We start from the raw sequence: 12095 nt of genomic DNA, 5'->3' as shown, positions 1-12095 counted from the left end.
TAAGCTGCCGCTTTGTGGCAAGGTCAGGCAGGTAGCCGATGCAGGCTCCGGGTTTTCCCATCGACGGCAAGCGCGTGCTGCTCTGTGTCTGCGGCGGCATCGCCGCGTACAAGAGCGCTGAGCTGGTGCGACGGCTGCGCGATGCCGGTGCCCAGGTGCAGGTGGCGATGACCGAAAACGCCCAGCGCTTCGTGGGGGCCCAGTCCTTCCAGGCGCTGTCACATCGGCCGGTGCGTACCTCCCTATGGGATGCGCAGGCGGAAGCCGCGATGGGCCACCTGGAGCTGGCCGGCTGGGCCCAGCGGGTGGTGGTGGCGCCGGCCACGGCGAACACCCTGGCGCGGCTGGCGCATGGTCTGGCGGACGACCTGGTGAGCACGCTGTGCCTGGCCACCGAGGCGCCGCTGCTGGTGGCGCCCGCGATGAATCACCGGATGTGGCGCCACCCGGCCACCCAGTCCAACGTCGCCACGCTGCTGGCGCGCGGCGTCCGCGTGGTCGGTCCCAACGACGGCCCGCTGGCCGAGGGCGAGTCCGGCCCCGGCCGCATGGCGGAGCCGGCGGAGATCGTGGCGGCGCTTGGGGCACTGGCATGAGCGGCGCGCTGGCTGGACTGCGGGTGGTCGTCAGCGCCGGGCCCACCTTCGAGGACATCGATCCGGTCCGCTTTCTGGGCAACCGCAGCAGCGGCAAGATGGGGTTCGCGATCGCCTGCAGCGCCGCCCAGCAGGGTGCCGACGTCGTGCTGGTCGCCGGCCCGGTGCACCTGCCCACACCGGCGGGCGTCCGCCGTGTCGACGTGCGCAGCGCCGCGCAGATGCATGATGCGGTGATGGCCGCATTGCCCTGCGATGTCTATATCGGGGCGGCGGCAGTGGCGGATTTCACCCCGCGCGCGCCGGCGGCCTGCAAGCTCAAGAAGCAGCCGGGCCAGGACACGCTGGTCCTGGAACTGGTCAAGACGCGCGACGTGCTGGCCGACGTGGCCGCGCATGCGCAGCGGCCGCGTTTGGTGGTGGGATTCGCGGCGGAAACCAACGACGTCGCCCGTTACGCACGTGGCAAGCTGGAGCGCAAGCGGCTGGACATGATCTGCGCCAACCAGGTGGGCCTGCCAGGCGGCGGGTTCGAGAGTGATGACAACGCGCTGCTGGTCATCGAGCCGCAGGGCGAGCAGGCGCTCGGGCCGGCGCCGAAGGCCGAACTGGCCGCCGCCCTGCTGGCGCGAGTGGCCGGGCGGCTGCGCGCACAGGAGCGCGAATGATGCTGCACGCCTTGCAGGTGAAGCTGCTGGATCCGCGTTTCGGCGGCGAGTGGCCGCTGCCCGCGTACGCGACCGAACACAGTGCCGGCATGGACCTGCGGGCGGCGCTGGACGCGCCGCTGACGCTGGGCGCCGGGGCCACCGCCCTGGTGCCGTCGGGCCTGGCCATCCATATCGGTGATCCCGGCCTGTGCGCGGTACTCCTGCCAAGGTCCGGGTTGGGCCACAAACACGGCATCGTGCTGGGCAACGGCACCGGGCTGATCGACGCGGACTACCAGGGGCCGCTGATGGTCAGCCTGTGGAACCGCAGCGATAGCGCGTTCACCATCGCGCCGGGGGACCGCGTCGCACAGCTGGTGCTGCTGCCGGTGGTGCGTGCGCAGCTGCAGGTGGTGGATACTTTCGAGGAAAGCACGCGCGGCCAGGGTGGTTTCGGCCACACCGGCGTGCGCTGACAGGGGAAGGACGCATGGCAGTGTTCGGACTGGGTGGCAAGAAGGACGAGGCGGACGCGGACGGGCAGGGCAAGCTGCAGTTCGATCCCCTGCAGACGGCGCGTGCGCTGCCGTGGCTGATCGCGCTGCTGCTGGCGCTGGGCCTGTGGTGCCTGGTGGCCGGTGGCCTGCGCCTGCGCGACGACAACCGTGAGCACGCGCTGGAATTCGCGCGCGATGACGTGGTGGTGGCAGTGCGGCGCACGCTCAGCGAGCAGCGGCAGAAGCTGGGTACGCGCCTGTCCGCCAAGCCCTTCAGGGCGGCGGTGGCCGCCGGCGATACTGCTGCTGCAGTGGCCGCGCTGAAGGATGGCTGGAGCGAGTTGCGCCGCGTGGAGCTGTGGCCGGGGGATCTCGATGCGCTCTACGCTGGATTGCCGCGTACCGGGTTCGGCACCCTGGCGGTGGCCGAGGATGCCCTGATCAGCGGCAAGATGGCGGTACGCATCGTGCGCGCAGGGCCCGAACATCGACTGGCGATGGCGGTCCCGGTCGATGGGGGCCGGGTGGCGTACGTGGAGTTGCCGCTGGCGCGGCTCGAGAGCAGCGTGGAGGCGCCGAGGCTGCCGGGCGGGACCTACCTGGCGCTGCGCCAGGGGCAGCGCAGCGTGGTGGAGCGCGGCGACACCGCGCTGGCGTCATCGGCCGAGGCGATGGGTGCAAAGGTTCCCGACAGTGATCTGCGCGTTGCCGCAGCGGCACCGGACAGCGTGGCTGCGCCGTTCGGGCTGGGAGGCATCGCATCGCTCGGACTCGGGTTGGTGCTGGTGGTGCTGGCGGGCGGACTCTGGTTCGTGCTGCGCCCGCGCCTGTTGGCGATGGGAGGGATCGGCGAGGTCCAGGCCGGCCCCACCCTGTCCGATCTGCAGCAGACCCTGCCACCGGTGGCACCGGCGCCGCGCGTGCAGGCCCGCGAGCAGGATGCCGCCAAGCCCGAGGCGAAGGTGCCCGTGGTCATCGACCACCGCATCTTCCGCGCTTACGACATCCGCGGCGTGGTGGGCCAGTCGCTTGACGCCGGCGTGGCCGAACTGATCGGCCAGGCGATCGGCTCGGTGATGGCCGAGCAGGGGCTGGATGCCATTGTGGTCGGTCGCGACGGCCGCCTGTCCGGGCCGGAGCTGGCGCAGGGGTTGATCGAGGGTCTGCGCAAGGCCGGCCGCAATGTCATCGACATCGGCATGGCGCCCACCCCGGTGGTCTACTTCGGGTGCTACCACCTGCGTACCGGCTGCGGCGTGGCGATCACTGGCAGCCACAATCCGCCGGACTACAACGGCTTCAAGATCGTGGTGGGGGGCGAAACCCTGTCCGGGGAAGCGATCAAGGACCTGCACGCCCGCATCGCCGAGGACCGCCTGCTGGAGGCCGAGGTCCGCGGCACCCTGGACGAGCGCGACATCGGCGAGGATTACGTGCAGCGCATCGCCGGCGACGTGCAGATCGGCCGTCGCCTGAAAGTGGTCGTGGATGCCGGCAACGGCGTGGCCGGCGTGCTGGGGCCGCGGGTGCTGGAGGCCATCGGCGCCGAGGTCACCCCGCTGTTCTGCGATATCGACGGCACCTTTCCCAACCACCATCCCGATCCCAGCGAGCCGCACAACCTGGAAGCACTGGTGCAGATGGTGCAGCGTCTGGATGCCGACCTGGGCATTGCGTTCGATGGCGACGGCGACCGCCTCGGCGTGGTCACCAAGGCGGGCAGGAACATCTTCCCCGACCGCCTGCTGATGCTGTTCGCCGCCGACGTGCTGGAGCGCAACCCGGGGGCCGTCATCGTCTACGACGTGAAGTGCACCGGCCGGCTGCCGACCCAGATCCTGCGCTACGGCGGCAGCCCGTTGATGTGGAAGACCGGGCACTCGCTGATCAAGGCCAAGATGCGCGAGACCGATGCCGCGCTGGCCGGCGAGATGAGTGGCCACTTCTTCTTCGCGGAGCGCTGGTTCGGGTTCGACGACGGCATCTATGCCGCGGCGCGCCTGCTGGAGATCCTGGATGCCCGCGAGGAGTCCCCGGACGCAGTCTTCGACGCGCTGCCCGATGGCGTGTCCACCGCTGAAATCAAAGTGGAGGCGCCCGGTGGCGATCCCCACGAGTTCGTCGAACGCTTCCGGCTGGCCGCCAGTTTCGATGGCGCGCGCCTGACCACGCTGGATGGCGTGCGGGTGGACTGGCCGGATGGCTGGGGCCTGGTTCGCGCCTCCAACACCACGCCGGTGCTGGTGATGCGGTTCGATGCGGATAGCAGCGCGGCCATGGCGCGCATCCAGCAGGCCTTCCGCGACCACCTGCTGCGCCTGGAGCCGGGCCTGCAGCTGCCGTTCTGAGCCCGCCGCGGGTGGGCCCGCGGTGAGACCTGCGTGTCAGTCCCCCCGGGGGCCCCGTCAGCGGGTGGTCGGGGTGGAGCCCGCTTGCGGCGCCGTTGCGGTGGTCGCATCGCCCGTGGCCTGCCGCATCTCGCGATAGCGGCGCACGGAATCGGCAAGTTCGCGCTCCAGCGCCGCCCGGTCGGCTTCCTGTGCCTGCAGGATCTGGCGCTGGCGCTGCAGCTCGGTGTGCTGGCGCTGGATCGAATCGATCAGTTTGCGGGTCACCGGGGTGTTGGCCAGCTCCATGTCGCTGGCCTGGCGCAGCAGCGATAGCAGGCTCAGGCGCAGGTTGACCACGCCCAGGCGGCTGGCCTTGAGGGTTTCGTCCAGCAGCGTGGTGCGCTCGCCGTAGGCACGGCGCAGATCGTCCTCGGTCAGGTAGGACTCGACCATGGCGAGGTCGCGGCGTTTCTGCATCGCCTCCGCCTCGGCCTGCCGGCGCGCGACTTCGGCGGCCTGCTCGGCCGCGCTGCGCTCTTCCTCGGTCAGCGCGCGGTCCACCTGACCGGTAGTCATGCCGCTCTTGGCGCTGATCTCGGTGCGCGCGCGATCCACCGCGGAAGCCGGCAGCGCATCGCCGCAGACACGGCGGCCGCCGCCTTCATCCCAGCAATAGATCTTCTTCTGCGCCGGCGCTGCGGTCTGCGCGTCGGCGCTGCCTGCGGCGCCCAGCGCGAGGGCGATGGCGGCAAAAAGGCGGAAGTGGTGCGACATGGACGGCCCCCCGTGGCTGCCGATGAGCGTATCAGACCACCCCGTAGCGCGCGCGGTAGGCGAGCAGGGCGTTGCGGTGGGCGGCCAGCGCGGCGTCCTCGCCGGCGAATGCCAGCAGGTCGGACAGGGTGGCCACGGCGATCACCGGGATCCCGTGCTCCGCCGCCACCGCCTGTGCGGCCGACTCGGCCACGTCCTCGCGCACCCGTTCCTGCCGGTCCAGCGCGATCACGATGCCGGCCGGCCGGCCGCCAGCCTCGTGGATGATGGCCAGCGCCTCGCGGATCGCGGTGCCGGCAGTGATTACGTCGTCCACGATCAGCACCCGATGCCCGGCCAGCGGTGCGCCGATCAGGCTGCCGCCCTCGCCGTGTGTCTTGGCTTCCTTGCGGTTGAACGCCAGCGGCAGGTCGCGACCGCGGCGGGCATATTCGCAGGCCAGAGCGGTGGCCAGCGGGATGCCCTTGTAGGCGGGTCCGAACAGCAGGTCGAACTGCACCCCGGCCGCTTCCGCCGCATCGGCGTAGCAGGCCGCAAGCCCGGCCAGCGCGGCACCGGAGTCGAAGCGCCCGGCATTGAAGAAGTAGGGGCTGGTGCGGCCGGACTTCAGCGTGAATTCGCCGAAGCGCAGGGCCTCGGCCCCCAGGGCCAGCTGCAGGAAACGGGCGCGATGGTCGGACATGGGCGGACGGTCGATGGCGTCGAAGGGTGCAAAGGTTACCCCATGGAACCGCTATCCTTGGCCGATGCGCATCCTCACGTTCAACGCCAATGGCCTGCGGTCGGCCGCTTCCAAGGGCTTCTTCGAATGGTTCACCGGCCGGGACGTCGACGTCCTGTGTGTGCAGGAGACCAAGGCGCAGGAACACCAGCTTGCCGACGCCGCGTTCCGTCCCGAGGGCTACCAGGCCTGGTTCAAGGACGCCTCCACCAAGAAAGGCTACAGCGGCGTGGCGATCTACAGCCGCCGCGAGCCGGACGAGGTGCGCACGGCGCTGGGCTGGGCGCCGTTCGACGACGAGGGCCGCTACATCGAGGCGCGCTTCGGCAACCTGTCGGTGGTCAGCTTCTACATCCCCTCCGGCAGCTCGGGCGAGTTGCGCCAGCGCTTCAAGGAAGAGGTCATGGCCTGGCTCAAACCGATCTTGGACGGCTGGCTTGCCAGCGGTCGCGAGTACGTGCTGTGCGGAGACTGGAACATCGTCCGCGCGAAGAACGACATCAAGAACTGGACCGGGAACCAGAAAAACTCCGGCTGCCTCCCGCACGAACGCGCCTGGCTCAATTCGCTGATCGCCGATCCGCATCATGACGGCCTGATCGTCCCGCCTGCGTTCGGCTGGAAGGACGCCTTCCGGGTGGCCAAGCCCGATGCGGTGGAATATTCGTGGTGGTCGCAGCGCGGCGCCGCGCGTGCCAACAACGTCGGGTGGCGGATCGACTACCAGCTGTGCACGCCGGGGATCGCCGCCGGCATCCGCAGCGCCGAGATCTTCCCCGAACCGAAGTTCTCCGACCACGCCCCGGTGCTGGTCGACTACGGCGCCTGACGGCGTCCTTCGTGTTCCCGCATCCCTACCGCCGCACCTGCGTGTGCCCCTGACTGGAAGCCCCGATGTCCGCTGACGCCAAGCCCGCCAAGAACACCACGCGCCACGTCCTGCGCGCGCTGCGTCGGCCGAAGGTGCTGGCGATGTTGTTGCTGGGCTTCTCGTCCGGGTTGCCGCTGTATCTGGTCGGCAACACCATGGGTTACTGGATGCGCGAGAACGGCAGCGAACTGTCGGCGATCGGTTTCCTGTCGTGGGTGGGACTGGCCTATACGCTGAAGTTCCTGTGGGCGCCGATCATCGACAAGACCGACGTGCCGCTGCTGGGCCGGTTGGGCCACCGCCGCGGCTGGATGCTGCTGTCGCAGCTGGTGGTGGCGCTGGGCCTGGCCGGGATGGCAATCGTGCAGCCGCAGGGGGGGCTGGTGATGTTCGGCGCGCTGGCGCTGGTGGCGGCGTTCGCCTCGGCCACGCAGGACATCGTGATTGATGCCTGGCGCATCGAAATCGCCGATGACGCCGAGGAACTCGGCCTGCTGACCTCCGGCACCCAGTTCGGCTACCGCACCGCGCTGCTGGTGACCGATGCGCTGATCCTGATCCTGGCGACCTACGTGGGCTGGGCGCTGTCCTACTGGGCGATGGTGGCGTTGATGGGCGTGGGTCTGTTCGCGGCGTTGTTCCTGGCCCGCGAGCCGGCGGCTTCGCAGCGGCCCGAGGTGGCGTCGCACGCACCGCTGTGGACCGCGTCCGGCCTGTGGGACGCCATCGCCGGCCCGTTCCTCGCGTTCTTCAGAACCCATGGTAAATGGGCGCTGTTGATGCTGGCGGCGATCAGCCTGTACCGGCTGCCCGATTTCGTGATGGGGCCGATGAACAATCCGTTCTACGCGGATATCGGCATCGACAAGGCATTCGTGGGCGAGGTGCGCGCCTCGGTGGGCCTTGTCGCCTCGCTGCTGGGCATCGCCGCGGCCGGCGTCAGCGCGGTGCGCTTCGGTTTCGTGCCTACCCTGCTGGCCGGGGCGATCCTCGGCCCCGGTTCGAATGCGGCGTTCACCTGGGTGGCCTATGCGGGCGGCGACCACGCGGTGTTCGTGGCGGCGATGGCGATCGACGGCTTCGCCACCGGCTTCGCCGGTACTGCGCTGGTGGCGTACATGTCCAGCCTGACCAGCATCGGCTACACCGCGACCCAGTACGCGCTGCTCAGTTCGTTCTACGCGCTGCTGGGCAAGCTGCTGAAGGGCTTGTCGGGCGTGGCGGTGGAGCAGCTGGCCGTGGGCCGTACCCTGATCGACGGCTATGCGCTGTTCTTCCTCGGCACCGCCCTGGCTGGCTTGCCTGCGCTGCTGCTGTGCCTGTGGCTGTCGCGGCGGGTACGCATCGCCGCGCCGGCTCAGGCCGGGTAGAGCGCGCCCAGCACGCGCGGCCCGGCGGCGCCGGTGACCGCAGGCAGGTTGCCCGGCCGCCCGGCCAGGTGTTCGCGCGCCAGCCAGGCAAAGGCCATCGCTTCGACGGCGTCCGGATCCAGCCCGTGCGCGGCGCTGGACTCGATGGTTGTTGCCGGCATCGCCTCGGCCAGTGCCGCCATCAGCAGCGGATTGTGTACGCCGCCGCCGCAGACGATCACGCGGCGGGTGCCGGGTTGGCTGGCTTGCAGGGCGTCGGCAACGGTGCGCGCGGTCAGCGCCAGCAGCGTGGCCTGCACGTCGGCAGTCGACTCGTTGCCCGCCAGCGCCGCCTCCACCCAGCCCAGGTGGAACTGGTCGCGGCCCGTGGACTTCGGCGGGGGCGCCGCGAACCACGGCTCTGCCAGCAGGCGGGCCAGCAGTGCCGCATCCACTCGGCCCTGCCGGGCCAGTGCGCCACCCGCATCGTAGTGGTTGCCGGTGTGGCGCAGGCACCAGGCATCCATCAGGCCATTCGCCGGGCCGGTGTCGAAGCCGCGGACGTCACCGCGCGCTGGCAGCAGGGTGAGGTTGGCGATACCGCCGAGGTTCAGCACCGCGCGATCCTCGTGGGGGGCGCGCAGCACCGCGGCGTGGAAGGCCGGGACCAGCGGGGCGCCATGGCCGCCGGCGGCGACGTCTCGGCGACGGAAATCGGCGACCACCGGCACGCCGCAGCGCTCGGCAATCACATGCGCATCGCCCAGTTGCAGGGTGAAAGGAGCATCGCCCTGCGGCCGGTGGCGCAGGGTCTGGCCGTGCGAGCCGATCGCGGTGATCGCGCGCGGTGCCAGCCCGGCATCCCGGATGGCCGCCATCGCCGCCGCGGCGAACGCGTGGCCGATGCGCACGTCCAGCTCGCCCACCTCGTCCAGCGTCAGTGCCGCCGCCTGCTGGCCCAGCGCCACCAGGCGCGCACGCAGCGCAGGGTCCCACGGGTAGGTGCGGCCGAACAGCAGCGTAGGACGCACACGCGTCTGGTCGCCGTCAAAACGCACCAGCGCGGCATCGATGCCGTCGGCGCTAGTGCCGGAGATCAGGCCGAGAAAACAGCCGTCAGTTGGACGCGTGCTCATGCGATGCAGTATCGCATCGCGCGCGGCTGGGTCAGCCCTTCTTGTGCGCTGGTGCCGGCTGTGCAGGCGCGCTGGCCACGCGCTCGTCGTCCAGCTGGAAGACCACGTCCTCGACCTCGCGGATCTTGTCCAGCGCGCGGCGGGTCTGGCTCTTGAAGGCCACCAGCGACTCGCCGGACAGCGGGGCCGGCGGCGGCAGGGTCATCTTCAGCGGGTTCATGTGTACGCCGTTGACCCGGAATTCGTAGTGCAGGTGTGGGCCGGTGGCCAGACCCGTGCTGCCCACATAGCCGATCACCGTGCCCTGCGCCACGCGCTGCCCGGGGCGGATCTTGGCGAAGCGCGACATGTGGCCGTACAGCGTGGTCTTGCCGCCGCCGTGGTCGAGGATCACCACGTTGCCGTAGCCGCCCTGGCGGCCTACGAAGGCCACGCGTGCATCGCCGGCCGCCTGGATCGGGGTGCCGGTGCCGGCCGCGTAGTCCACGCCTTTGTGCATGCGGAAGCGGCCCAAGACCGGATGCTGGCGCCCGCCAAACCCGGAGGTCAGTCGGGCGTAGGGAATCGGCATACGGATGAAGGGGCGGCGCAGCGAACGGCCATCGGCGGTGAAGTATTCCGGCTTGCCGTCGCGCATATAGCGGAAGGCGCTCTTGAGCTTGCCGTCAACAGTGAAGGTGGCCGCCAGCACCGGGCCGGTATTGACCAGCTGCCCGTTCTTCCAGGTCTGGTCCACCACCACGCTGAAACGGTCGTGCTCGCTCAGGTCCGAATCGAAATCGATGTCGTACTTGAACATTTCATCGGTGAGCTGGTTGAGCTGGGCGCTGCCCAGGCCCAGCTTGCGCGCCGAGGCGAACAGCGATTTGCCGACTTCGCCCGTCAGCACCACGGTGCGGGTAGTGACCTCCACCGGGACGGCGTGCTCACGCAGCGCCTCGCCGTTGAATTCCAGCTCGATCGGCGTGTCGCCGATGCCCGGACCCGGCTCCAGGCGCATTGCCCGCACGCTGCCGTCAGCGGGCAGGTTGAAGCTCAATTCAGTGCCGGGACGCAGCTTGCGCAGCGTCGGCTTGATCTTCGGGTGCTGCATGACCAGTGCCAGCTGGTCATACGGGATGCCCAGCTCTTCGAACACCCCGCTGAGCGTCTGGCCCGGCTTCAGGGTGACGGTCTGCCAGTGGTCATCGCCGGCCCGGCCTGCCCGCTTGTCCAGCTTTGGCAGGTTGAGCGCCAAGGTCATCCGCTGCGCGCCGACGTGGCCGATGGGGTGGTCGAGCAGACTGGAGAACCCGGGGACGATAGCGGCCAGCAGCACGCCCATCGTGGTCAGCACGCTGGCATGCGCCCAGTGCCGGCGGGTCCAGCGGCCGCGGAAGGGGTAGGAAACCGGCGGGGCGACGGAACGATCCGCATTGGCCCGGGCGCGCATGAGGTTCTCGCGGCGCACCGCGTCATGGTTCGAATCCGTCATATGATCGGTTCCTGCGCTCGGCGAAAGCATCGACGCGCTACCATAGAGATGCGTGAAGAGCACGTCAACCCGTTGAATCTACGGCTGTTTTTCGATTTCACGGTTTAACGGGCAATTAACGCTACCCGCCCCAAACATGAATGCGGCGCTATGACGCCGGTGGAGAGACGTGCTCGTGTCCGAACAGCAACAGGCCCTGGACCTCATTGCCCGTGGCAGCGAGGAAATCCTCAAGCGCGAGGAGCTGGCCGCGCGTCTGGCGTCGGGGCGCCCGCTCCGGGTCAAGGCCGGCTTCGATCCCACCGCGCCCGACCTGCACCTCGGCCACACCGTACTGCTCAACAAGATGCGGCAGTTCCAGGATCTGGGCCATCAGGTGATCTTCCTGATCGGCGATTTCACCGGGATGATCGGCGACCCCACGGGCAAGAACGTGACCCGCAAGCCGCTGTCCCGCGAGGACGTGCTGGCCAATGCCGAGACCTACGCCGCACAGGTGTTCAAGGTGCTCGACCGCGAGCGCACCGAGGTGCGCTTCAACTCCGAATGGTTCGGCCAGATGGCGGCGGCCGACATGATCAAGCTCGCGGCGCAACACACGGTGGCGCGGATGCTGGAGCGCGACGATTTCGCCAAGCGTTACGCGGGGCAGCAGCCGATCGCCATCCACGAGTTCCTTTACCCGCTGGTGCAGGGCTATGACTCGGTGGCGCTCAAGGCCGATGTCGAGCTGGGCGGCACCGACCAGAAGTTCAACCTGCTGATGGGGCGCGGCCTGCAGGAGCACTACGGACAGCCGCCGCAGATCGTGCTGACCATGCCGCTGCTGGAAGGGCTGGATGGCGTCAACAAAATGAGCAAGTCGCTGGGCAACTACATCGGCATCGCCGAGCCTGCCATCGACATCGTCACCAAGACGATGAAGATTGGCGACGCGCTGATGTGGAAGTGGATCGACCTGCTCAGCTTCGAGATCGGCATTGACGAAGCAGCGCGTCTGCGCGCCGAGGTCGCGGCCGGGCTCAACCCGCGCGACGTGAAGCTGCGGCTTGCGCGGGAACTGGCGGCGCGTTTCCACGACGCGGCCCAGGCCGAACAGGCCATCGCGGGCTGGCATGCCGCCGTGCGCGGCGAGGGCGATCTGTCCGCCCTTCCGCTGCAGGAAGTGGCGGTGCCGGCGGAGGGGCTGCGCATCGCGGCGCTGCTGGTCGCAGCCGGGCTCATGCCCAGCAACTCCGAGGCCAACCGCAAGCTCAAGGAGCGTGCGGTGCGCGTGGATGGCGAGGTGTTCGAGGACGCGGCCCGCGTCTTCCTGCCTGGCTTCGAGGGCGTGTTGGCAGTGGGCAAGCGCAATTTCGCGCGTATCCGCCTGGGTGTCGCCTCCTGACGGGAGTGCCTCGGCGGCCGCCTGCGCGAGTGCCTCCGGGAGGGCCATGCGCGCGCGTGATACCCGCATTCAGCTTGGAAGATCAAGACTTCCCAACGCGGGCTGTGTAGTCCAAGATGCGCGGCCCTGCAGCTGACGGGTTGTTGGTTGGCGGCGGGGCGAGCAAGGCGGTGGTGCCGGGAGTTGACGGTGATGTGACTCCGGGTATGATGCGCGGCCCTGCTGCAGACGGCTTTGGCCGGTGCAGTAGAGAGGAAAAAGTTCATCGCGGGGTGTTGACAGACGTCGAAACCCCTGTATGATGGGCGGC

At 69.4% G+C, this 12095-nt stretch carries 9 protein-coding genes and 1 pseudogene; 6 read left to right on the top strand and 4 right to left on the bottom strand.

Annotated elements, in window-relative coordinates; translation table 11 throughout:
• Positions 1–38 precede the first annotated feature (38 nt).
• The 3 genes and pseudogenes from coaBC to ACK4SG_RS08790 all read left to right on the top strand — a co-directional run bounded on the left by coaBC (position 39) and on the right by ACK4SG_RS08790 (position 4091).
• Positions 39–1264: pseudogene (coaBC, locus tag ACK4SG_RS08800) on the top strand (bifunctional phosphopantothenoylcysteine decarboxylase/phosphopantothenate--cysteine ligase CoaBC).
• The gene (dut, locus tag ACK4SG_RS08795) at positions 1264–1722 is read left to right on the top strand and encodes a dUTP diphosphatase (protein WP_409601580.1); all 459 of its coding nucleotides are present in this window, start codon (positions 1264–1266) and stop codon (positions 1720–1722) included. The pseudogene coaBC and the gene dut overlap by 1 nt, the downstream one beginning before the upstream one ends.
• Before the next feature lie 14 nt (positions 1723–1736).
• Positions 1737–4091, top strand: a complete 2355-nt coding sequence (locus tag ACK4SG_RS08790; protein ID WP_409601370.1) for a phosphomannomutase/phosphoglucomutase — start codon at positions 1737–1739, stop codon at positions 4089–4091.
• Positions 4092–4148: 57 nt separating this feature from the next.
• Here ACK4SG_RS08790 and ACK4SG_RS08785 read toward each other — a convergent pair whose 3' ends face one another.
• Together ACK4SG_RS08785 and pyrE are read right to left on the bottom strand one after the other, a co-directional pair.
• On the bottom strand, positions 4149–4847 hold the full coding sequence (locus ACK4SG_RS08785) for a hypothetical protein (RefSeq protein ID WP_409601369.1): 699 nt from the start codon (positions 4845–4847) through the stop codon (positions 4149–4151).
• Between the two features lie 31 nt (positions 4848–4878).
• A complete protein-coding gene (pyrE, locus tag ACK4SG_RS08780) occupies positions 4879–5529 on the bottom strand; it encodes an orotate phosphoribosyltransferase (protein WP_409601368.1) in 651 nt (216 codons plus the stop codon).
• Positions 5530–5593: 64 nt separating this feature from the next.
• On the opposite strand from pyrE, the gene ACK4SG_RS08775 reads away from it, so the two are divergent.
• Both ACK4SG_RS08775 and ACK4SG_RS08770 read left to right on the top strand, forming a co-directional pair.
• Positions 5594–6397 (top strand): exodeoxyribonuclease III, encoded by an 804-nt coding sequence (locus ACK4SG_RS08775; protein WP_409601367.1) that lies wholly within the window; start codon positions 5594–5596, stop codon positions 6395–6397.
• 65 nt (positions 6398–6462) lie between these two features.
• The gene (locus ACK4SG_RS08770; RefSeq protein ID WP_409601366.1) at positions 6463–7809 is read left to right on the top strand and encodes an AmpG family muropeptide MFS transporter; all 1347 of its coding nucleotides are present in this window, start codon (positions 6463–6465) and stop codon (positions 7807–7809) included.
• On the opposite strand, the gene ACK4SG_RS08765 is transcribed toward ACK4SG_RS08770, so the two are convergent.
• Together ACK4SG_RS08765 and ACK4SG_RS08760 are read right to left on the bottom strand one after the other, a co-directional pair.
• Positions 7797–8924 carry an anhydro-N-acetylmuramic acid kinase gene (locus ACK4SG_RS08765; RefSeq protein WP_409601365.1) on the bottom strand — a complete coding sequence of 376 codons (1128 nt, stop codon included), beginning with the start codon at positions 8922–8924 and terminating at the stop codon, positions 7797–7799. The genes ACK4SG_RS08770 and ACK4SG_RS08765 overlap by 13 nt on opposite strands.
• Positions 8925–8955: 31 nt before the next feature.
• Positions 8956–10398 (bottom strand): peptidoglycan DD-metalloendopeptidase family protein, encoded by a 1443-nt coding sequence (locus tag ACK4SG_RS08760; protein ID WP_409601364.1) that lies wholly within the window; start codon positions 10396–10398, stop codon positions 8956–8958.
• Between the two features lie 175 nt (positions 10399–10573).
• On the opposite strand from ACK4SG_RS08760, the gene tyrS reads away from it, so the two are divergent.
• A complete protein-coding gene (gene tyrS, locus ACK4SG_RS08755; RefSeq protein ID WP_409601363.1) occupies positions 10574–11785 on the top strand; it encodes a tyrosine--tRNA ligase in 1212 nt (403 codons plus the stop codon).
• Positions 11786–12095 lie beyond the last annotated feature (310 nt).

This window comes from Thermomonas sp. (genome assembly GCF_046293095.1).
GTDB lineage: Bacteria > Pseudomonadota > Gammaproteobacteria > Xanthomonadales > Xanthomonadaceae > Thermomonas.
The sequence above is the reverse complement of the archived record's forward strand: the minus strand, read 5'-3'. Positions and strand labels throughout refer to the sequence as shown.

What these genes read in the sequence shown, in the direction of transcription:
- ACK4SG_RS08775 (WP_409601367.1), top strand. Translation starts at nt 5,594, where the DNA reads ATGCGCATCCTCACGTTCAACGCCAATGGCCTGCGGTCGGCCGCTTCC.
- ACK4SG_RS08760 (WP_409601364.1), bottom strand. Translation starts at nt 10,398, where the DNA reads ATGACGGATTCGAACCATGACGCGGTGCGCCGCGAGAACCTCATGCGC.
- ACK4SG_RS08770 (WP_409601366.1), top strand. Translation starts at nt 6,463, where the DNA reads ATGTCCGCTGACGCCAAGCCCGCCAAGAACACCACGCGCCACGTCCTG.
- dut (WP_409601580.1), top strand. Translation starts at nt 1,264, where the DNA reads ATGCTGCACGCCTTGCAGGTGAAGCTGCTGGATCCGCGTTTCGGCGGC.
- ACK4SG_RS08765 (WP_409601365.1), bottom strand. Translation starts at nt 8,924, where the DNA reads ATGAGCACGCGTCCAACTGACGGCTGTTTTCTCGGCCTGATCTCCGGC.
- ACK4SG_RS08785 (WP_409601369.1), bottom strand. Translation starts at nt 4,847, where the DNA reads ATGTCGCACCACTTCCGCCTTTTTGCCGCCATCGCCCTCGCGCTGGGC.
- pyrE (WP_409601368.1), bottom strand. Translation starts at nt 5,529, where the DNA reads ATGTCCGACCATCGCGCCCGTTTCCTGCAGCTGGCCCTGGGGGCCGAG.
- ACK4SG_RS08790 (WP_409601370.1), top strand. Translation starts at nt 1,737, where the DNA reads ATGGCAGTGTTCGGACTGGGTGGCAAGAAGGACGAGGCGGACGCGGAC.